This window comes from Pedobacter sp. WC2423, assembly GCF_040822065.1.
Taxonomy (GTDB): domain Bacteria; phylum Bacteroidota; class Bacteroidia; order Sphingobacteriales; family Sphingobacteriaceae; genus Pedobacter.
Genome location: NZ_CP162005.1, coordinates 2380439 through 2402959 on the forward strand (window position 1 = coordinate 2380439; position 22521 = coordinate 2402959).

The window sequence follows — 22521 nt, forward strand, 5'->3', positions numbered from 1 at the left end:
ATTATAATTACCATGAATCTAACCAAATATGTCATCGGTATAGATTACGGATCGGATTCTGTTCGCTCTGTAATTATAAATACCGAAAATGGGGCAGAGCTCTCTTCCTCAGTTTATTATTATAAAAGGTGGCAAAAAAAACTTTATTGTGAGCCTGCATTAAATCAGTTCAGGCAGCATCCTCTTGACTACATTGAGGGGCTAGAGTATACCATTAAAGATTGTATTGCAAAAGCCGGCGGCGAAGCAGTAGCTGCTGCTATCAAGGGTATCGCTGTAGATACCACAGGTTCTACTCCTGTAGCCGTTGACATCACCGGAACCCCTCTTGCCCTCACTCCTGGTTTCGAAGAAAATCCAAATGCCATGTTTGTATTATGGAAAGACCATACAGGAATTAAAGAAGCAGCACAGATCAACGATCACGCCACTAAATTCAAGACAAACTATCTTAAATATGTAGGCGGAATTTACTCTTCAGAGTGGTTCTGGGCGAAACTTCTTCATGTGCTGAAGGAAGATACTGCAATTCGTAGTGCCATTTTTTCATGGGTAGAGCATTGCGATTGGATTCCTTTCCTGTTAACAGGAGGCAACGATGCCAGAAAAATGAAACGGAGCCGCTGTGCAGCAGGACATAAAGCACTTTGGGCAGAAGAGTTTGACGGTCTTCCTCCAGAGGAGTTTTTCAGCAAATTAGATCCGTTATTGTCAGGATTCAGAGAAAAACTATTTCAGGATACTTATACTTCAGATGAGCCTGCAGGCACCTTGAGTGAAGAATGGGCAAGCCGGCTGGGACTATCACCAGATGTGGTAGTTGGCGTAGGCGCATTTGATGCACATATGGGGGCTGTTGGAGGTCAGATCTCACCTTACTACCTGTGTAAAATCATGGGCACCAGCACCTGCGACATCCTTGTAGCCCCGCTTGCTGACCTGGATGGTAAACTGGTCAAAGGCATTTGCGGACAGGTAAATGGCTCTGTTATTCCCGGAACAATGGGTCTGGAAGCCGGTCAGTCTGCTTTTGGCGATGTCTATGCCTGGTTTAAAAATCTAATTAGCTGGCCATTAGATCATCTCCTCACTCAATCAGACATAATTGACCAGGCAACTGCAGCTGCTTTAAAAGATGAACTGGAAGCTAAGATTATTTCCAGTTTAAGTGAGCAGGCCGAACTATTAGGTGATAATGATTATGCAGAGCTGGCTATTGACTGGTTGAACGGAAGGCGGACTCCAGACGCAAACCAGGAATTGAAAGGTGCGATTTCCGGCTTAAGCCTGGGTACTGATGCACCAAGGTTTTTCCGTGCCTTAGCCGCTGCAACCTGTTTTGGTGCAAAAAGCATTGTTGACAGATTCAAAGAACAGGGCGTTCCGGTAAAAGGAATAATCGGTATTGGAGGAGTGGCAAAAAAATCACCTTATATCATGCAGATGATGGCTGATGTATTAGAAATGCCAATCAAAATTCATCGGTTTGAGCACACCTGTGCACTTGGAGCAGCCATGTTTGCTGCTGTAGCTGCTGGAATCCATCCAGATATTGAAACCGCAATGGAAACTATGGGCACAGGTTTCGAAGCAGAATATCAGCCAAATCAGAAAAAGAAAAAGATGTACAACCAGCATTATCAGGAATATCTGGCATTAGGCAGATATGTAGAGAAATACAGTAAAAAGGATATCAAACCTTATGTATCATGACCGATTATAAAATAATACGCGAAGCTGCCTATGAGGCCAACATGGAACTGCCAAAGCTAGGACTTGTGCTCTTTACTTTTGGAAATGTAAGTGCAGCAGACAGAGATAAAGGTGTATTTGCGATCAAACCAAGCGGCGTGCCATACAAAGATCTGACACCAGATAAAATGGTCATCGTTGATTTCGACGGTAATATTGTAGCAGGAACACTCAGGCCATCTTCTGACACTAAAACCCATGCTGTACTTTACAAACATTGGGACGGAATCAATGGGATAGTACATACCCATTCTACTTATGCTACCTCCTGGGCACAGGCACAAACAGATATTCCGATTTTTGGTACTACGCATGCCGACCATCTTACTGTGGATATACCTTGTGCTCCTGCAATGAGTGACGAGATGATCAATGGAGATTACGAATACGAAACTGGCTTTCAGATCATCAATCATTTTAAAAAACTCGGTTATCATCATCGTGAGGTTGAAATGATCCTGGTTGGAAATCATGCACCGTTCACCTGGGGCAAGACAGCCGAAAAAGCAGTTTATAACAGTGCTGTACTGGAAACAGTGGCACAAATGGCCCTGCTAACGCAACAAATTAACAGGCAGTCACCAAAATTAAAAGCCGCATTAATAAAAAAGCATTTTGAACGTAAACATGGTCCGGATAGCTATTACGGCCAATAAAAGATAAAGACAACATAAAAAATATGATAAACTTAAAAGAATTAGAAGTCTGGTTCATCACAGGAAGCCAGCATTTGTACGGAGAAGAGACCTTGAAACAAGTGGCTGATCATGCACAGCAAGTGGCCGCATCACTGAATTCAGATCCGCAGATTCCTGTTAGCGTAGTTTATAAACCTATAGTAAAAACACCTGACGAAATATTTGAAACCCTGCAACAGGCTAACATCACTGCAAACTGTATCGGCGTGATTACCTGGATGCATACTTTTTCTCCTGCTAAAATGTGGATAAGAGGGTTGAATATCCTTCAAAAACCACTACTGCACCTGCATACGCAATTTAACCGTGATATTCCATGGGATACTATCGATATGGATTTCATGAATCTTAACCAGAGTGCCCATGGTGATCGGGAGTTTGGATTTATGGTAACACGGATGCGTAAAGACAGAAAAGTAGTTGTAGGACACTGGCAGGATCCTGAAGTGTTGAAAGAAATTGATACCTGGACACGGGCTGCTGCTGGCTGGCATGATTGGCAAGGGGCTAAATTTGCGCGCTTTGGCGATAACATGCGTTATGTAGCGGTTACCGATGGTGATAAAGTTGAAGCAGAACTTAAGTTTGGTTTTCAAGTCAATACTTATGGTATAGGTGACCTGGTGGCAGTGATTAACAGTATTCCTGAGGAATCCATTCAGGAACTGCTGACCGAATATGAAGCAACCTATGAGATGACATCTGATCTGCTCCGTGGCGGAGACAGGCATACTTCCGTTTATGAAGCTGCAAAAATAGAACTTGGCCTTAAAAAATTCCTTGAAGATGGTAATTTTAAAGGTTTCAGTGATACCTTCGAAGATTTACATGGCATGATTCAGCTGCCAGGCATTGCCGCACAGCGATTAATGGCGGCCGGATACGGATTTGCCGGAGAAGGCGACTGGAAAACAGCAGCTTTAGTACGCGCCTGTAAAGTAATGGGGGCCGGATTACCGGGAGCCAATGCCTTTATGGAAGACTATACCTACCATTTCGATCCTGTTAATTCTATGGTACTGGGCTCACACATGCTGGAAGTTGATGCATCCCTGGCCAATGAAAAACCACGACTGGAAGTTCACCCACTTGGCATCGGTGGTAAAGCTGATCCCGCAAGATTGATCTTTAGCGTGGCAGGTGGAAATGCACTCAATGCTTCTATTATAGATATGGGCAATCGCTTCCGCTTACTTGTAAATGAAGTAGAAGCCGTGGAGCCAGCACATGAATTACCAAAATTACCAGTAGCAAAGGTTTTATGGAAACCTCTTCCTGATATGAAAACAGCTTGTGCAGCCTGGATCTATGCAGGAGGTGCACACCATACTGCTTACAGTCAGAACCTGACCACTGCCCACCTGCTGGATTTTGCCAACATTGCAGGCATAGAATATATAAACATTGGGACTGATACTAAAATCAACCAGTTTAGAAATGAGCTTCAATGGAATGAAATCTTTTATAAATAAACCAGCAATCTGTTCAAACTAACCAAATAGCCTACTATGAACAACAACTTAGTCACTACAGATTATGTAGTTTTTATCATCTACTTTTTAGTCGTTTCCGGCTATGGGTATTACATTTACCGCAAGCGTGAAAAGAATGAGCATGATGCAAAAGCATTTTTTCTGGCTGAAGGAACATTAACCTGGTGGGCCATCGGTGCTTCCCTGATTGCCTCAAACATTTCTGCCGAACAATTTATTGGCATGAGTGGGGAAGGTTTCTTTCTTGGAATAGCTGTTGCGGCCTACGAATGGATCGCAGCCATCGCACTGATTATAGTTGCCGTCTGGTTCATTCCAGTCTACCTCAAGAATAAGATTTATACCATGCCACAGTTTCTGAAGACCAGGTACAATGAATCTGTTGCCCTGATCATGGCTGTATTCTGGTTATTCTTATACGTATTCGTGAATCTGACTTCTATACTTTACCTGGGCGCGGTAGCCATCAACGGCCTCACAGGCGGAGATTATCTGCATGTGATTATGATCGGGCTCGCTGTATTTGCACTGATCATTTCCCTGGGAGGTATGAAAGTAGTGGCCTATACTGATGTTATTCAGGTGGCTGTATTGATCTTTGGAGGATTGGTGACCACTTACATTGCTTTAACTGTTGTTGGAGAGAAATTCGGTGTTGGCCCTAATGCCATTGCCGGGTTCAATGTTTTGATGGAGCAGGCTCCTGAGCATTTCAAAATGATTATCCCGAAACCTACCGCTGCATCTACACAAAATGAGATTAGTAAATACCTGACTTTCCCCGGACTGGCTTCTTATGTTGCGGGTATCTGGATCATTAACCTGAACTACTGGGGATGCAATCAGTATATTACCCAGCGTGCATTGGGCGCGGACATTAAAACGGCAAGAACAGGTATTCTTTTTGCCGGCATTTTGAAGCTGATGATGCCACTAATCGTGATGTTGCCAGGTATCGCAGCCTATGTTTTGTACAAAAGCGGACACTTGCCTCAATTAATAGGTGGTAAAGACGGGGCTTATTCAGCAATACTTACTTTTTTGCCTACCGGTCTTAAAGGGTTATCTGTTGCTGCACTTACCGCAGCTATTGTTGCTTCTCTTGCCGGGAAAGTAAATAGTATCTCTACAATCTTCACACTGGATATATATGCAAAGTATTTTAAGAAAGGTACAGAAGAAAAGAACCTGGTTTTGGTGGGCAGAACAACGGTATTCGTTGGAATGATCCTCGCTATACTCTTTACCTGGAGTGATCTTTTGGGAATTGGGGGTGCAGGTGGTTTTACATTTATCCAGAAATATACAGGTTTTATCAGCCCGGGTGTGTTTGCGATGTTTATTTTGGGTATGTTCTGGAAAAGAACAACCGGAAGTGCAGCTATTGTTGGTGTGCTGGCAGGATTTCTGTTATCTGTATTCTTCAACGAAATGGCACCAAACCTGTTGGGTAATGATACTTTCTTATATACTGCCTATCCAAATGGTAAAGGTGGTTTTGAGATTCCATTCCATATCTGTATGGGACTTTCCTTTTTCTTTACCATGGCCATTATGATTGTGATCAGTTTGACCGGACCTAAAGTAAATCCTAAAGCTTTCGAACTGGATAAATCCATGTTCAAAGTTGAACCTCCTACAATGGTACTGATCGTAGTTACCCTGCTGCTCATTGCTGCATTGTATGTGAAGTTCTGGTAGTCTTTCTATATTTAAACTGATCAAAGGCATTATATAATGCCTTTGATCAGTTTAATCAACATCCTGATATTTTACCCGTTAACATCAAATTTTTCTCTTGCTGCGTTTATTCCCTGCATATTTAATTGCGCCCATTCTGTAAGGTTTTCAATTAATGGCAGCAGGGTCCCCCCCCTTTCTGTAATGCTGTATTCTACCATTGGCGGAACAACCGGATATACTTTTCGCTTCACTAAGTCGTCCGTCTCCAATTTCCGTAAAGTCATCGTCAGCATTTTCTGAGAAATATCACCTATACATTTTTGAAGCTCATTAAAACGTAACTTTTCTGTACCGCCCAAAATTACAATAACAAGAATTGACCACTTATCGCCAAATCTGTCCAAAACATTTCTGACAGGGCAAAGACTATTATAATCAATAGCTTGTACTTTTTTTTTCGATTTATCTATCTGATAATCAACCATAGTTTCATTTTGGTAAGTAGGTGAGTTAAAAGTGCCTTCTTGTCTAATTGAATGTTAGCATTTACATTTGATTCACAATCATAAACTAATAATATTCCTTTGAGCAAGACATAATTATCAACGTCAAAAAAGTTAAATAGTTGCAATTACAATAACAAGAATGTTACAATAATGCAAATTTGAAGTTCGACTATGAAAAACTTAAAGAACCTAATCCAGGGATGTGCCATCAGAGATAGAACAAGTCAGAAACTGCTTTACCAAATGTGGTATACGTTTGCGATGGGAATCTGCCTCAGGTATGCTCAAAGTGCTGCTGAAGCTGCCAGAAATATGAATGAAGGATTTTTCTTTATTTATGATCAAATATCAATGTATGACCATTCAGATTGCTTTGAGGTATGGTTTAAAAAAATACTTATTGGAATTTTTATTGAACAGTCACGCGGTGGAATTAAAATGGCCACAGCTTTTGATCATGATCTTATCATACCGGCCAGTCATCCTGATCCCAATAACGATTTAAAATATGCTCAGCTCATAATGATTATGCAGCAGCTTCCTCAGGAACAAAGAACATTTTTTAATATGTATGCTATAGATGGCTACACCTACAAAGAATTATCCAGCATTTTCAGGATCAAAGAAGCGCAATCCAAAATGATCATAGGTATAGCCAGACAGAAGCTATATCAAATCGCAAAACAAGGCATGGCCCCGGAAAGATTGTAACTGCTTCAATTAACACTGATGTAAGTTGAGACCTGATTCTGGTCAGTTGAGCTTGCTAAAATAAAATCAGCATCTATTACCTCACATATTTGCAGTAAAGAATTGCAAAATGCGTCGAACAGGTAAATATTCAATACGAAATCTTCTTATAGATAAGATATTTCTTTTATTAATTCTTAAATAATATCATGGCTTTTATACATAGTATACTTGAACCTCCATCTTATGGCTGGAAAGATCAATCCGGTAACTTTTCAAAACCTTCAAATACAACAATTCTCAGAGAATTTTTTTCCAGGCTAAACATTATAAAAGATAAAAAGAATTGGCTTTCCCTGATGAGCTGGGTTTTAGTACTTTGTCTGATCCCATTTTTAGGAATTTTCCTCTTTAAATATTTCAGCTGGACTGGTCTGGTCATCGCTTTTTTCTACAGTATGGTGCTTATGGGTACGCATGGTACTATATGGCATCATCGTTACTGCACTCACAGTGCATATACTTTTACCAATACCTTCTGGCGCTTTTTGACGCGCAACCTTACCCTTAGAATCATCCCCGAAGAAATTTATGTGTTATCACATCATGTACATCATGCCTTGTCTGATACGCCTGGTGACCCCTATTTTGCTCAGGGTGGATTCCTGTACTGCTTTTTAGCCGATGTTAATCACCAGCCTATTGCACGGAATCTCAGTGAGGATCAATACAATCGCTGCATTAGTATGATGAGCCACGTTGGTATTCAACCCAATACCTTTTCTCAATACCAAAAATGGGGTACTATAGCAAATCCATACCGCACACTGCTAGGTGTAACATTAAACTGGAGCTTTTGGTTCATCACTTTTTATTTAATAGGCGGTATAACTTTAGCGAGTGCAATTTTTGGCTCGGCATCCATATGGGCAGTTGGCGTAAGAACCTTCAATTATGAGGGACATGGCAAAGGAAAAGACAAACGCCGTGAGGGGATAGACTACAATTACAAAGACATGTCAATTAACCAGTTATGGCCTGGATATGTAGCTGGAGAATGGCATAACAACCACCATCTGTATCCTGGCAGTGCACGTTCAGGTTTTCAATCGCATCAGCTTGATCTGGCTTGGTGTTACATCAAGTTTATGCATTTTATAGGGGCAGTGAGTACCTATAGAGATTCAAAAAAAGATTTTCTGAAGAGATATAATAATCAGAAAAATACGCATAAAACCAGTTTGTAAATGATGAAGCCAGAAGATACGCCTCAATTTATAATCGTACTCTCCACAGTAATCAGATCCAATGCGGATCTGATACAGGTTAAAACCATAATAGCCAGCTATAAATGTATAAGCCGATGGAGTCACGATTTAGAAGATGTGGACCAGGTACTTCGAATATTAGCTGATGATAACATTAGCGAAGAAGTGATTACAGACCTGAAAACATCCGGAATAGCTGCAGCAATAATGGAAGTATTTATTCCCAATTGCAGGTAATAGTTTAAATAATTCTCTTTACTCCCGGAATCAGTAAAACAAATGCTCCAAGCATAAAGCTGCCCAATACGGCTAAAGGAGCTACCAGCAACAGCTTGATCGCAGGATCAAAGGCCCAGTTTCTTACCAAAAGAGTTAGCGCAACAATCACCAGCGGGTGAAAAATATAAACCGCGAAAGAGCAGCGGGATAATCTGTCAAGCAACGGCGATGAAGTATTCCATGACCGCTTTGCCCTGCTCAGCAAGGCAGTAAGAATAGAAAGTCCAATCCATTGTTCCCATACAGCGTACAGTAAAGACTGCCAGTGCAACCCGCCAGAATACCAGGCAACCGGCATATTCAATTTGACCCGGATCATGAAAAATACCGGAAAGAAGAATAAGCATACCCATGCAGACCAAGCAAGACGTTTTCCTGTGCTTTCGGATAAGCCATCAAACCATTGGTTCCGGTAGGCCAGCAATCCAACTATAAACAAGGCGATATATTGTGGAAAATGCCCCAATTGAAACCCCAATGGCTTAAGTACCCATCCACCCGGAAAAAATACCCTGGTCAAAAAACTTATTATCCCTAATAAAACAGCAAAAAGCAGAATAGTCAACGCACCCGGTGCAGGCACCGGCTTTTTGAAGGTAAAATTAATCAGGCTTCTTCCTATCAGGTAAATTAAGGTAAAAACCAATAAAGCAGCCACAAACCACAGTACTCCAAAATCTATCCAGGTATCATATCCGGATAAATATTGCAGGTAAGTGATATGATGTCCTTTCGCGAAATAATAAACCAGATAACTGATAAAAGGTGATAATACAAAAGAATAGAACAGTAACGGAATACCAAGCCTTAGCAAACGGTCGGTCATATACTGACCAGCTCCTTTTTTATCGTAAGATGGGCCTGTAAAGTAGGCTGAAAGCAAAAAGAAAAAACCCATAAAGAAAGATTGGTTTATACTTACAAACATTGTCATAGGAACCATTGCACCAACATGAGTTGTTTTCTCTGTATAATACCAACTACCAGAAGACCCGTAAGCAATAAATGTGTGGTGGAGCACCACAAGAAGCGTTAACAGTAATTTAATATTGTCGATGTAAAATACCTTGTTTGAAGGGTTGAGTGCTTTTGTTAATGGCATAATTGCTTTTTGTTTAGGATGGATAGCTTCAGCTGATACTGATGGCAAACCTACTACAACAAAAAACACCCTCCTAAGTACTTGTTACCAATAACTAGCCTTTGTGACGAACAACAAACTTAGGTACTGTGCTGCTGCTGAAGCTGTTCATAAAGGCCGTTAAAACTGCTTAACTGTGCCCTTGAAACAGGCACTTTTGCTTCAGTAAACTTGAAAGCAAGTACGTAACCCTGAGAGTTACCCGACACTTTTTCAATCTGGAGCATGTTTACCAGGTAAGCTCTGTGGCAGCGAAAGAAGTGAGGATGACTGGAAATTTGTGCATCAAACTGTGTCAGGGAAATTCTTTTAAGTTCGGTATTGAGCTGAGAATTTTTATAACTTGTCAGCTCAATATAATTGCCTTCCGCTTTAGCAAAAAGCAGTTCGCCTAAATACAAACTAAAATCATCCTGTTTAACTTGTGTTTTGATGAAGACCGGAGATAACACAGCTGATTCCCCCGGTTCAATATGCAGTGGAATAAATTGAAGTACAAACGGATCGCCTTTTTTGGATTGAAAATAGAAATTGGCTATTCGCAAAACAAAATAAAAAAGGCTGCCTGCTACTAAGCTGTTTCTTATTTCTTCCCATAAATAATACCAGGACCAATTATCAATATGCTGATAAATTAAGTCACGCATTAAAAAGCCCGCAATACCCGTTAAGAGCAGGACCACTCCGATCTGCACATATTCCTGAAGTAAAGTCCAGCTATTTATTTGTGATCTTTCTCTTAAATAGTTAAGCGTTCCAAAATAAGTATAAATAATTATTGCCGGAGAAAATGCATGAAGCACACAGATCAGGAAATAGTTTATCTTTTGTTCCGGCGCAGCTACACCAAAGGGCTTAAACAATAAAAGAAATAACAGAATAATACTAAATATAACAGCCGAAGTTTTAAGCAAATTGCCAGGAAGATAGCGATGCGGATATTCAATATCCTTCAGTAAATGTTCTCTGTTGATGTAAATTTCCATATTTCTCTGCCTGTACATCAAAAATATATTTTTTCCACTTCATTTTTGATGACTCCTGAAGATAGTTTTTATAAAAGGTACAAATGACGAATTCCTTAATGCTTTAAAAGACTTAATTTATCCAGTTTCTCCTTTAGCAGATGCGGAGGAAATGGCTTAAGTACACAATCATTAACATACTTATAACCAGGATGATTTTCAATTGCCCCACCTATTGAAGCTGTTACGGCTATGATATGAATTAATGATTTTTTCTCGTCCTGTAATTGTCTGATTTTTCTTGAGGCCTCAAATCCATCCATAACCGGCATATTAATATCCATTAAGATTACATCGTAATCTGCCAGCAAAACAGCTTCTAAAGCTTCCTTTCCATTCCCAACGATTTTCGGGAAGATATTCCATCTATTCAGCATTTTGTTTAGAACCAGAATATTTACAGCATTATCTTCAGCCACTAAAACTTTTAGCTTAGTCAAATCTGAAAGATGTTTCCCCTGGCTATCATCAGGGACTGAACTGGTCTCATTCAAGACTTCGAAATTCAATTCGAAACTCAAAGTGGTCCCTTCCCCTTCAGTGCTGAGCAGTTCTAAATTGCTATCATGAAGATGTAGCAATTTATTAGCTATTGTCAAGCCTAAACCAGTGCCATAATGCTGCCGGTCTGTTGAGCTGTTTTTCTGCAGATAAGGATTAAAAATATCCTTTTGCTGTATGGAAGAGATACCTATACCTGTATCTTTAATTGTAAACAGAATCTTCAGCTGTTTTTTAGTCAGTGACCTGACTTCGGCCTTTAGTAAAACAGAACCATCTGGCGTAAATTTAATGGCATTGTCAACCAGATTAAAAAAGATTTGAGACAGACGATTATGATCTTCAACGATTTCAAGATTATTTATAGAAGTATCGCTGACCATATCAAAAATGATTTTTTTTGCCTCCGCTTGTGGTCTGAAAGCAGCTTCTATATTTTTAAGTAAAGCATCAAAACGGAAAGGTTGTTTATTAAGTATAATTTTCCCTGAATCAAGTTTGTCAAAATCTAAAATTTCATTAATAATAAACATGAGGTTATTCGCTGAAAATAACAAAACCTCGAGGTTCTCTTTTTTGCTATTTTTCACCTCATCCATCAAAAGTATATTAGCCATACCTACAACAGCATTTAGTGGAGTCCGCAGCTCATGAGACATTTTAGAAAGGAAGTTAGTCTTGGCAGATGCGATCTCTTCTGCATCTTTTAATAATTTTTTCAAATTAGCCTTCAGTTTCTGCTCCCTACGGTTAGTTTTTTTGAATGCATTGAAAAAATAATAATGCGTAAACAGCAGTAACAGAAAGTTATAGACCAGCAGGAAATTAAAAATGTTAACGTTTAAATTATGATCATTATAGCTAACATTAAAACCTGTGTATGCTGAAAACAATAAAAGGAATATAATCGGAAGAAGATTTGCAAGGGAATAAACCAATCCCCATCTCGAACCTAATATATAATAACCACAAGATATAATGATTAAAGTATATTGTAAAACAACCAAATTCAGACCCTGATCAAAAAAAATAATGCTTGACCATATTAAAAAGCTGATACTGATCAAAAAGAAATGCGCAACTGCTTTCCAGTATCCAAAAATAAACAAGAAGGCAAACCCTGCTACTAAAACTCCCAGAAACAGGACAGTACGCAAGATAAATTGCTCATGAACTTCATGAAACAGGAAAAGCAGTAAGCATAAGCGCTGAAAAATAAAAGTAAGCAGTAATATAGTTAAAAGCCTGATTCTTGCTTTATTTAGAATTTTAGGTTCTGTAGCTAAAAGCGCACGATAATTACGAATCACCCGTTTAATCATAAAGAAAAATGTAAATATTTTTTCATCTAATCAGCACTTGTTATTAAACAAAAAACCATTTAGTGTGCAGAATAACGTTTATTCTTATTTTATTATATTCCTAACTTACGGTTTTTTATAATGAATTGGTTTTAATAATCTTTAACATCCGGACCTTTTGAAAGCACAGCTTTTGTATTCAATTTTCAGTATTTGTGCGTATACGTAAGATAGATTTTTTTTGAGCCACTCTTACTTTCGGATGAAATCTTCAATGCAATAATCTTTTTCAGCTTTAAATTTCTGAAATCGCCGCGCCTATGCTGAATTCTCTATAAGTATATTTATATATTTGGTTTATGGAGGGGGAAGAACGCGCCACACTCAGCATCATTGACTTTGAAGTACTCTTTCGTAAGAATCATAAATTCTTATGTATGGTGGCTATGGATTACGTTCATGATCCATATATTGCTGAAGATGTAGTGCAGGATTTTTTCATCAGCTACTGGCAAAGACGCGATATTGTGCAGCTCAATACCAGCTTTGAGGCCTATGCGCGCAGGGCAGTAAAATATAAAAGTATCGACTATCTTCGAAAAAGTGCCATTACTGAAAAGCTCAATACAACGCTGACGATAATCGAAAAACAAGCAGTGCTGCACCAGGAACAGGAAGATCAGGAACTTCAGCACCAGCGCTATATAAAAATCATGGAGATGATTCAGTCACTGCCGCAGGATCGCAGAAATATTTTCATACTCCATGCGATGGAAAAACTCAGTTATACGCAGATTGCTGAAAAACAAAGTATTTCCATCAACACTGTAAAAACACAGTTGCGGAGAGCTTATACCGCACTAAGAAGCAAAACTCTTGGTCTGCTGATGGGAATACTTTAGTTTTTTAACATTTAAACTACTCATAATCATATAATTGCTTATTATTTCTATTTTTTTTCAGTTTAGTGTCACCCATTTCCCACTTTCTTACGACACTTTATTGATATGGATAATAAACTCACCCCATTTAATCCTGATTGGGATAAAATTCTGGAAAAACTGGAGAAAAACCAGGATGCCGGTCTGGAGCTTAGTGCTGAAGAAAAAAAATTGCTTAAAGAACTTCAGCAGATCAGAGCCGATGCTGCAGAAGCTTTAAAAATATACCAGGCATTCGATACCAATAGCAGGTGGGTTGAATTCAGGGAACAAGAAAAATCTGAAGCTCCTTCTAAAAATCCTGTCCATGAAGCTCCTCGTCAGCCCATCAGTTTATGGCTGAAGGTTTCAGCAGTTGCAGCAGCAATATTTGTGATGACTGCCATCGGGCTGGTGTTTCAGAAAGGCAGTCAGCAGCAATCGGTTAATATTTTCCGTAATGACATTCCAGCGGGTAAGAACTCGGCAACACTAACTCTTGACAACGGTAAGAAAGTTCTGCTTTCGGAGGCCGGCAGCGGACAATTTGCAGCTGAAGCGGGAGTCGTTATCAGCAAATCAGCCGATGGCAAGTTAATCTATAGTGAAAATGGTCAGCATGCTGATGCAGCAGGTAAAATGCATTTGCTATCTACCGTAAATGGAGAGAGCTACAGGTTACAACTGCCTGACCACAGTGAAGTTTGGCTGAATGCCGCTTCTTCGATCAGGTTCCCTGCATCTTTTGCCGGCCTGAAAGACCGTAGCGTAGAATTGAAAGGAGAAGCTTACTTTGAAATTGCAAAAGACAGGAAACATCCTTTTATTGTAAAAACAGATCAGCAGGAAGTACAGGTACTGGGAACGCATTTCAATATCAACAGTTACCAGGATAAACAGCAGACCAGCACTACCCTATTAGAAGGAAGTCTGCGGATTACCAACAAGCATAAAAAAGAACAGCTGATCAAGCCTGGAGAAACTTCGCTCGTAAACAATGGTACTGAGATCCTGATTTCCCCAGCTGACCTTAAGTCGGCAATGGCCTGGAAAAACGGGTACTTCCGGTTTAACGGAGAGCAGATTGAGGAGGTCATGCTGAAACTCAGCCGATGGTATGATATGGACATTGCCTATCAGGGAACTATATCCAAAGAAAAATTCAGCGGGAAAATCTCCCGGTATAAAAATATCAGCGAAGTGTTAAATATGCTAAGCTATTCCAATGCAGTCAGATTTAAAGTGGAAGGAAGGAGGGTGACCGTAATGCAATAAAAACTACCTGAAATTTAACTGCCAGAGGAACCAATAAAATACCAGCCCGACGCCAATCGAACTGGTATATAAAACAAGCTGGCTATCAACAAAATTGTCAACTAACCGCTTAAGGCCACGATCTCAAAATACAAAGCCAAAAGCCAGAACCAACCTAAACAAATGTACAAAAATTGCACCTATCTGCTGTGCCTCCCGCACGCGCAGTCTAAACTATGGAGAATCATGAAGCTAACCACTTTTCTCTTATTTGCATTGATCATGCAAGTCAGTGCAGGAACCTATGCACAGAAGATCACGTTATCCGCAAAAAACGCAGAACTGTTCAGGATTTTTGATCGGATCAGCGACCAGAGCGGATATGATTTTATAGTCACCTATTCATTACTGAAAGATGCACACAAAGTAAATATCAATGTGAAGAACGCAGAGCTGAAAGATGTTCTGGATGAAATTTTCAAAAATCAGCCGCTGGAATTCAGCATAGGCAACAAGACAGTACTGATCAGGAAAAAGGAACTTAGTTTCGTCGATAAACTGATCAGCCGGTATCAGGAGATTGAGGTGAGCGGGAAAATTCTTGATGAGCATAACCTTCCTCTTCCGGGAGCAACAGTAAAGGTTAAAGGGACAAAGAAACATACGCTTACGAATTCAAATGGTGAATTTAAGCTAAGTCATGTTGATGATCAGGCTGTTGTGGTCATATCGTTTCTGGGCTATCAAAGTAAGGAAATTCCTGCTCAGGAAAATATGGGAATCATTAAGCTGACCGAACAAACCGGCCAGCTGGAAGAAGTTACCGTCTCTACCGGATACCAGACACTCCCAAAAGAGCGTGTTACCGGAGCATTCTCCACCATCCCGGTAAAAAAACTCGAACAGCAGCGCCTGAGCAGTCTGAATTCATTATTGGAAGGCAGGGTTGCAGGATATAACAACGGCCTGATCAGAGGAACGACCTCAATGAGAGGCGTGACCAACCCTTTATTTGTCATTGATGGCTTTCCGGTAGAAAACACAAAATACAATACCAATGGTACAATTACAGAGAACCTGCCTGGATTAAATCTGGAAGACATTGAAAGTATTACCGTGTTAAAGGACGCTGCAGCGGCTTCGATCTATGGGGCAAGAGCAGCAAACGGAGTCGTTGTTATTGTCACAAAAAAACCAAAAAAAGGCAAAGTTCAAATCTCTGCTTCGAGTACACTGACAATTTCCTCACCTGCAGTATACACCGGTAACCTGACCAGTTCGGCGGATATTATCGATATGGAAAAAGAGTGGGAAATCAGAAATCCAGAATTAAAGGCTGCAAATTCTGGTGCTTATGCAGCCAATGTATTAACCAATGCAGGTTATCAGAGCCAGGGGATTAAAGCAATCCTGGCAAAATATGCAGGAACATTAACTCAGGCGCAGCTGGATGGGAAGTTAAATCAGCTGGCATCAGCTGGCTATCAATACTATGACGATGTCAAAAAGTATAGCAAGCGTAACCCATTTTATCAGCAATATAATGTGAGTGCCGGCACGGCTTCTGAAAACAACTCTTTTTATTCTTCACTTACCTATCGCAACGATAAGTCTGAAAATAAATATACCAAAGACGAAATCCTTGGCTTAAATATAAACAATACGACAAAAATCAATAAATGGCTGACACTGGAACTCAGCAATTACTTGTCTTATAATAATGCTGCACAGCAAAGTTATAACACTTCATCTCCGGGTTATACCTATCTGCCCTATGACAGACTGACCAATGAAGATGGAACTAACTTTACCTCTGCTGCTGCTTCCCGCCTGAGTGCAAATACCATGTCGCTGATCAGTACCAATGGCCTTTACAACATGGACATTACGCCATTAGATGAGCAGGGCCGTAACCTGGGAAGGTTGAAAAGTTTTAGCAACAGGTCATTCATTAAATTAAATGCAAATATCACAAAATGGCTGTCTTACCGGTCTACTTTTCAATATGAGTTTGGTTCAGACCGCTTCAACAGGCTGTATGAAAAAAACTCTTATTACGTGAGAGATCTGATCAATGGATACGCCGGAAAGGTTGGACAGGGGCCGGTAACTTTTAACATGCCTTATGGAAACATCAATTATGACCAGAATAACTTTACTTCTGCCTCTAATTTCCGTCAGCAACTCAATATCGACAAAACTTTTGGAGATAAACATAACCTGACTGCCATTGTGGGTACTGAAATAAAAAATACAAAGCTGGAATTTAAAGATCAGTATCTGTACAACTACGATCCGAATGTATTGACATTTGATCTGATCAATGCCAAAGCGCTGGCCGCAGTACAAGGTGCAATTCTGGGGGGTAAATATTTTTCGAATAGTGATATCGCCACTCAACGTGAAAATGTAAACAGATTCGTGTCTGTATACGGGAATGCAGCTTATGCCTATGACAGTAAATACCTGGTAACAGGCAGTTTGCGCTGGGACCGTTCCAACTTATGGGGTACCAATTCTAAATACCAGAATAAACCCCTGTGGTCTGTTGGTGGCGGATGGAATATTTATAAAGAATCTTTCTTCAATGCCGGATGGGTAGATTTGCTAAAACTAAGGGTGTCACATGGTATCGGTGGAAATATCGCGAAGGATGCAGCGCCATACCTGACGGCTTATTACAATAGCAACAATAATGTAGGTGGTCAGTCGGGCGTGGTAAGTTCCCGGCCAAATCCCTTATTGTCATGGGAAAAAACAACGACCAACAACATCGGTACTGATTTTGCCCTGTTCAAAAACCGCATCAGCGGATCTGTTGACTACTACCATAAACAAGGTAAAGACCTGCTGGCAAGTACCGCAGGTGTACCGACAGAAGGATTTGGCTATTCTACTTATGCGATCAATAATGGAGAAATGACAAACAAAGGAATTGAGATCTCTATCTCTGCCGATGTGATCCGGAGCAAAGAGCTGACCTGGAACACCAGTATTTTATATGCGCATAACAAAAATAAGGTGACCTATGTTAACATCGAAGCACCAGTATACTATTTGCAACTGGATCAGCCACAGGCATACCCAAGGATTGGAAATCCTTACAATGCTCTTTATAGTTACCGTTGGGCAGGGTTAAGCGCAGATGGCCTGCCGCAGGTTTACAATGAGAAAGGGAAAAAAGTATTAAGCTCACCAGCCACTTTAGAATCTATTGTTTACAGTGGCTCTACAGTTCCTGTTTATAGCGGTTCATGGAATAACCTGCTGGAATATAAAAACTTCTCTTTTTCATTTTTGCTGACGTTTGAAGGTGGACATAAAATGAGAAATACATTTTTACCAGCGCTGGGAAGTTCCTATAATAGCGCCCTTGGGGGCTATGTAACTGAAATTACTGCGGTAAATAAAGAAATTACCAACAGATGGAAAAATCCTGGTGATGAGAACAGAACTGATATTCCCAGATTGGTATTTGCAGAAGATCCGGCCTATAACAGCCAGAGCGCTGATATCTATCAGAAATCAGATATCAATGTGATTGATGCGTCAAACATCCGTCTTAGAAACATCTCCATTGCCTACCGCTTACCGAAAGCGCTTATTAAAAAGGCCAACCTGGAGAATTTAAGGTTCCAGTTTAATGTGGAGAATGCATTCACGATAGCGAAAAGCAAAGACGCTAAATATTTACTGAATGGATATCTCCCGGCAAATTATGTATGGGGTGTTTATGTTAATTTTTAAAGCAAGAAGAGATGAAAAAGATATTATCAAATACACTGAAAATCTCAGCACTGATACTATTAGTTAGTTTGAGCAGCTGCAAGAAATTTCTGGATGTTGTTCCCAAAGGAGTAAAAGTTCCAACTACGCTGGCCGATTATGAAGCAATGATTCGTGATGAATATGGAAACCAGCGTACAACTATAACGCAGGCGGTACTCTTAATGAATGATAAGTTTGAAACTACAGCAAACCTGAATTATTATCCATTATACTCGGCAAATTATTTCTGGAATGAGAATGCGGACAGGATCGCACTGAATAATGGTGACGAGACAACCTATTATAATGCCTATACCGCGATATCAACAAGTAACCTCCTGATTGAGCATGTTCCTTCGGCAACAGAAAGTTCAGAAGCCGATAAAGGGCAGCTGATTGCCCAGGCAAAAGTTTTAAGAGCACTCAATTATTATGTACTGACCAACTATTATGCTGATACCTACGAGGAGGCTAATGCTGCCAGTAAATTAGCTGTGCCGCTGATTTTAAGTGCCGACATCAATGCGCCTCATACGCAGGTCAGCATTAAAGAATTGTATACCTTCATGCTGAAAGATATTGAGGAGGCAATTCCAAATCTACGCGCCACCAGTGCAACAGTTTTGCATCCTAACTTAGGTGCAGCCTATGCGCTCAAAGCTCGTTTATTGCTCACTATGGGCCGGTATGCAGAAGCATTGAGCGCGGCAAATGAGGCATTGAAGTATAACGATAAATTATACGACTGGACACAGTTTTATACAACTTATAAAACACAGATCGAACAACCGAATGTGTATACCAATGCCCAGTCACCAATGGGTTTTGACTTTGTAGAGAACTATTATTTCCGCCATGGTACGAACTTTAATGCGGCACGTGAATCTGCATTGAGAACTGATCGCGCAACCAGATTTGAAACTGGTGATGCCAGGTTTGCTTCACGCTGGAAGTTAAGAACTGTCGCTGCTGACACTTATTATACCAGCATCACCACTGGTTTTTATAATTATGGCGGCCTTACCACAACTGAGGTTTATCTGATTAAAGCAGAATGTCAGGCACGTTTGAATGATATTCCGGGAGCGATGGCCACATTGAATGCCGTTCGTGTGAAAAGGATTTTCGCACAAAACTATGTTCCACTTACGGCATCGAATACGATAGCGGCAGTGAAACTTATTCAACGTACCAAAGCCAATGAACTGATCAACAGTATTACCACTTTCGCTGATGCACGCCGTTTAAATAAAGATCCAAACTATGCAACTACCCTCACAAAAACGGAAAACGGACAGAATTACTCCCTGTCCCCATCTTCTCATTTGTGGACGATGCCTTTCCCTCAGGGCGCATTTAAAAACCCGGGCAACGGAACTATTAAACAAAATGTAGACAAATAAGTTATTGCCGAAAATCTGAGCCTTAAAGAAATGCTCGCTAAAATGAAATTATAAAGACACCTAACATTTAACAACACAAAGATGAAAAATTTTAAAAAAGCATTCGCAATATTGCCCTTCGCAGTAGTAATGATCTGCTCTGGAGCACAAAGCTTTGCTCAAAATGGAAAATACCTTTTGAAGGGAAATATTCCCGTTGCATCTGGTAAGATTTATCTGGAGCATGAGCTGAACGGCAACCCGGTTAAGATAGACTCTGCTCAGGTGGTCAATGGTAAATTCGTTTTCAAAGGATCGGTAAAATCCCCGGACTTTTACAGTTTAACTACTAAAGGCCTGAAATACCCTATTCAGTTTATCCTGGAGAATTCGGCTATTACTGTAACGAAACCGGCAGACAGTCTTGCCAGCGCTGAAATCAAAGGATCTTCAGCTCAGGAGGTATACCAAAGTTTTTACAAAGGCCCATGGAAAGAAATTACCGCAATAGCAGGTGGTATCTATAACAGGCTCGATAAAGCGGAAAAAGCCGCCAAAACTGCCGGAACTAAAGTAGATTCTTTAACACGTGCCGGATTTGACAAGGAATTTGCAGTTCTGGATAAAAAAAATCAAATAGCAGTGAAAGCATATATCAGTCAGCATTCTTCCTCTGCCGGCGCTGCAGCAATTATTTACGACCGTTTTATCAGTTATCCAAATTTTCCTGTCGCCAGGGAACTCTTTGCTGGTTTAACGGAAGAAGCCCGGCAATCTGCTATTGGTGAACTGATCACCAAAGCACTGGCAACGGATGCAAAAACAGCTAAAGGTAAGGCTGCTCCGGCAATCAGTATGACTAATAAGGATGGGAAGATCGTTCATTTGTCTGATTTTAAAGGCAAGTATGTACTGATTGACTTCTGGGCAAGCTGGTGTGGTCCTTGCAGAAAAGAGAATCCTAACGTGGTTGCTGCTTATAAAAAATACCATGATAAAGGCTTTGAAATTCTGGGCATATCTCTGGATTCAAAAAAAGAGGCGTGGCTGAAAGCCATTGAAGCTGATGGCCTAATCTGGACACATGTTTCTGAATTAAAAGGATGGCAAAATTCCGCTGCCAAAGAATATGGTGTCAGAGCGGTACCAGCCAGTTTCCTGATTGATCCCAATGGCAACGTTGTAGGAAAAGATTTAAGAGGAGAAGAATTAAACCAGACTTTAGCTCAATTGTTCAAATAAAAACTGTAAACTATAAGTAAGTATAGCCAGTGAATACGAGATTAAAAGAGCCTGGTCAATTTTGAATTGACCAGGCTCTTTGATGATTGAGTTGTCTTTTGCTGCCCGGAAGCAGAGACTATTTAAAGGAAGGTATTGATGAAATAACGACGTTATTTATTTTTTGGTTTCCATTTCCGGATAACTTAATTCCATTGATTAAGCTTTTAGGGAAAAATATATCGGTCATCACTGTTAAACCATCATCCGCAAAAAGTTCTGCTGAAGCCACATCCAGTATCAGGCTGATTCTGGAATTTATTGCGGTAGCTATTCTTGGCGCACTGTGCTTCTTTGCAAATCCTTTTTCAAAATCAGCAGCACCAGAATGGGTTCTGTCGATATAGTATGTTTTTGTTTGATGATCATAGCCAACCAGCAACTTTTGTCCTTCTTTATTAGTCAGCACAACCTGAATACTTTTAGTCGTATTAAAGGTAAAGTCCAGTTTTAACCTTCCATGAAGATCTTTAGCATAAGCAGACAGCTCAATTTCCTTATGGAGCGTTAAAGCTTGTTTTTTATAAACTGTTTTGAGCTGTGCATTCATTTCTTTTACCGGGACAGACCGCAAGTAAAAATCGCCTTTTTTCTCCACCAGAGACAGATCTCTGGCAATTGTTGTCGCACCTCTCCAGTTCTTTGTGGGTACCAAATTTGCATATTGCCAGTTGTTCATCCAGCCAATAAAGATTTTTCGTTTCCCAGTATTTGACCAGGTTACGCCGGCATAGTTGTCTGTTCCATAATCTATCCATTTCTCTGCTTTGGAACCTGGTACAAACTTGTTACCGTCAAAATCACCTGTGAAATATTGAGTCGCTGACCCTCCGTTTGGCCCTCCGGGATTGATACTAACTAAAAGTACCCAAACGGTTTTGCCATTATGTTCGAGTGGAAAAAGGTCCGGGCATTCCCATACCCCTCCGTGCGCACCAAGATTTGCACCAAAGTCACTTTCTCTTTTCCAATCTTTTAAATTTGCTGAGGAATAGAAAGTTATCCTGTCTTTTGTAGCCAGGGTCATGATCCATTTTTTGCCGGCCTCATACCACATTACTTTTGGATCTCTGAAATCGGTTATCCCGGGATTTGGAAGCACAGGGTTTCCTTTATATTTTGTCCAGGTTTTTCCTTCATCATTGCTGTATGCTATACTTTGATACTGGTGCAGCCCTGTTTTAGCTTCCTCTATCTTTTGATTATGATGCGTAAATATGGCAATGAAAGCATTTTCTCCAAAACCAGCTGTATTGTGCTGATCAACAACGATACTACCAGAAAATATCATCCCTAAACTATCCGGATAAAGTGCAATAGGTTTCTCCTCCCACTTCAAAAAATCAGGAGTAGTGGCGTGACCCCAATGCATTGGCCCCCATGTGGTACCGTCAGGATAATATTGAAAGAAAAGATGATAAGTCCCATTATAATAAACCATTCCGTTCGGATCATTCATCCAATGGGCTTTTGGAGAGAAATGGAACTGCGGTCTGTATTCTTCTTGCTGAACAGATTGAGCTATAGATCGGGTTGAAATCATAGCAAAGGACAAAAGTACCAAGGGTAATATATAGCT

Annotated in this window: 17 protein-coding genes; 12 read left to right on the forward strand and 5 right to left on the reverse strand. The window is 40.3% G+C overall.

The genetic code is table 11. The annotated features are described in order from the left end of the window. Nucleotides 1-12: 12 nt before the first annotated feature. From AB3G38_RS09575 to AB3G38_RS09590, 4 genes are read left to right on the forward strand one after another with little or no spacing between them, the layout of a single operon-like run. Nucleotides 13-1713 carry a ribulokinase gene (locus AB3G38_RS09575; protein WP_367868264.1) on the forward strand — a complete coding sequence of 567 codons (1701 nt, stop codon included), beginning with the start codon at nucleotides 13-15 and terminating at the stop codon, nucleotides 1711-1713. Then, nucleotides 1710-2408, forward strand: a complete 699-nt coding sequence (locus tag AB3G38_RS09580) for an L-ribulose-5-phosphate 4-epimerase (protein WP_367868265.1) — start codon at nucleotides 1710-1712, stop codon at nucleotides 2406-2408. The genes AB3G38_RS09575 and AB3G38_RS09580 overlap by 4 nt, the downstream gene beginning before the upstream one ends. A 23-nt stretch (nucleotides 2409-2431) precedes the next feature. Continuing rightward, on the forward strand, nucleotides 2432-3922 hold the full coding sequence (gene araA / locus AB3G38_RS09585; protein ID WP_367868266.1) for an L-arabinose isomerase: 1491 nt from the start codon (nucleotides 2432-2434) through the stop codon (nucleotides 3920-3922). Nucleotides 3923-3958: 36 nt separating this feature from the next. Further along, nucleotides 3959-5644 (forward strand): sodium/sugar symporter, encoded by a 1686-nt coding sequence (locus tag AB3G38_RS09590; protein ID WP_367868267.1) that lies wholly within the window; start codon nucleotides 3959-3961, stop codon nucleotides 5642-5644. Nucleotides 5645-5715: 71 nt separating this feature from the next. Here AB3G38_RS09590 and AB3G38_RS09595 read toward each other — a convergent pair whose 3' ends face one another. Beyond that, a complete protein-coding gene (locus AB3G38_RS09595; RefSeq protein WP_367868268.1) occupies nucleotides 5716-6111 on the reverse strand; it encodes a winged helix-turn-helix transcriptional regulator in 396 nt (131 codons plus the stop codon). A gap of 192 nt (nucleotides 6112-6303) precedes the next feature. On the opposite strand from AB3G38_RS09595, the gene AB3G38_RS09600 reads away from it, so the two are divergent. The 3 genes from AB3G38_RS09600 to AB3G38_RS09610 all read left to right on the forward strand — a co-directional run bounded on the left by AB3G38_RS09600 (nucleotide 6304) and on the right by AB3G38_RS09610 (nucleotide 8327). Continuing rightward, nucleotides 6304-6843 (forward strand): RNA polymerase sigma factor, encoded by a 540-nt coding sequence (locus AB3G38_RS09600; protein WP_367868269.1) that lies wholly within the window; start codon nucleotides 6304-6306, stop codon nucleotides 6841-6843. A 188-nt stretch (nucleotides 6844-7031) separates the two neighbouring features. Next, on the forward strand, nucleotides 7032-8069 hold the full coding sequence (locus AB3G38_RS09605; RefSeq protein ID WP_367868270.1) for an acyl-CoA desaturase: 1038 nt from the start codon (nucleotides 7032-7034) through the stop codon (nucleotides 8067-8069). Continuing rightward, on the forward strand, nucleotides 8070-8327 hold the full coding sequence (locus tag AB3G38_RS09610) for a hypothetical protein (RefSeq protein ID WP_367868271.1): 258 nt from the start codon (nucleotides 8070-8072) through the stop codon (nucleotides 8325-8327). 4 nt (nucleotides 8328-8331) lie between these two features. Here the strand turns inward: AB3G38_RS09610 and AB3G38_RS09615 are convergent, their stop codons facing one another. The 3 genes from AB3G38_RS09615 to AB3G38_RS09625 form a co-directional block, all read right to left on the reverse strand. Continuing rightward, nucleotides 8332-9471, reverse strand: a complete 1140-nt coding sequence (locus tag AB3G38_RS09615; RefSeq protein ID WP_367868272.1) for an acyltransferase — start codon at nucleotides 9469-9471, stop codon at nucleotides 8332-8334. Nucleotides 9472-9590: 119 nt separating this feature from the next. Then, complete coding sequence (locus AB3G38_RS09620; RefSeq protein ID WP_367868273.1) at nucleotides 9591-10496, reverse strand: LytTR family DNA-binding domain-containing protein; 906 nt, start codon at nucleotides 10494-10496, stop codon at nucleotides 9591-9593. A gap of 95 nt (nucleotides 10497-10591) precedes the next feature. After that, on the reverse strand, nucleotides 10592-12358 hold the full coding sequence (locus AB3G38_RS09625) for an ATP-binding protein (RefSeq protein ID WP_367868274.1): 1767 nt from the start codon (nucleotides 12356-12358) through the stop codon (nucleotides 10592-10594). Nucleotides 12359-12696: 338 nt separating this feature from the next. Here AB3G38_RS09625 and AB3G38_RS09630 point away from each other — a divergent pair, with 338 nt between their 5' ends. The 5 genes from AB3G38_RS09630 to AB3G38_RS09650 all read left to right on the forward strand — a co-directional run bounded on the left by AB3G38_RS09630 (nucleotide 12697) and on the right by AB3G38_RS09650 (nucleotide 20903). Beyond that, the gene (locus AB3G38_RS09630; protein ID WP_367868275.1) at nucleotides 12697-13239 is read left to right on the forward strand and encodes an RNA polymerase sigma-70 factor; all 543 of its coding nucleotides are present in this window, start codon (nucleotides 12697-12699) and stop codon (nucleotides 13237-13239) included. A 105-nt stretch (nucleotides 13240-13344) separates the two neighbouring features. Next, nucleotides 13345-14532, forward strand: coding sequence for a FecR family protein (locus AB3G38_RS09635; RefSeq protein WP_367868276.1), 1188 nt, complete (start codon nucleotides 13345-13347; stop codon nucleotides 14530-14532). 162 nt (nucleotides 14533-14694) lie between these two features. Then, on the forward strand, nucleotides 14695-18258 hold the full coding sequence (locus AB3G38_RS09640; protein ID WP_367868277.1) for a SusC/RagA family TonB-linked outer membrane protein: 3564 nt from the start codon (nucleotides 14695-14697) through the stop codon (nucleotides 18256-18258). A gap of 11 nt (nucleotides 18259-18269) precedes the next feature. Then, nucleotides 18270-19682 carry a RagB/SusD family nutrient uptake outer membrane protein gene (locus AB3G38_RS09645; RefSeq protein WP_367868278.1) on the forward strand — a complete coding sequence of 471 codons (1413 nt, stop codon included), beginning with the start codon at nucleotides 18270-18272 and terminating at the stop codon, nucleotides 19680-19682. Between the two features lie 81 nt (nucleotides 19683-19763). Next, complete coding sequence (locus AB3G38_RS09650) at nucleotides 19764-20903, forward strand: redoxin domain-containing protein (RefSeq protein ID WP_367868279.1); 1140 nt, start codon at nucleotides 19764-19766, stop codon at nucleotides 20901-20903. 118 nt (nucleotides 20904-21021) lie between these two features. Here AB3G38_RS09650 and AB3G38_RS09655 read toward each other — a convergent pair whose 3' ends face one another. Next, complete coding sequence (locus AB3G38_RS09655; protein ID WP_367868280.1) at nucleotides 21022-22485, reverse strand: glycoside hydrolase family 32 protein; 1464 nt, start codon at nucleotides 22483-22485, stop codon at nucleotides 21022-21024. Between the last annotated feature and the right edge of the window lie 36 nt (nucleotides 22486-22521).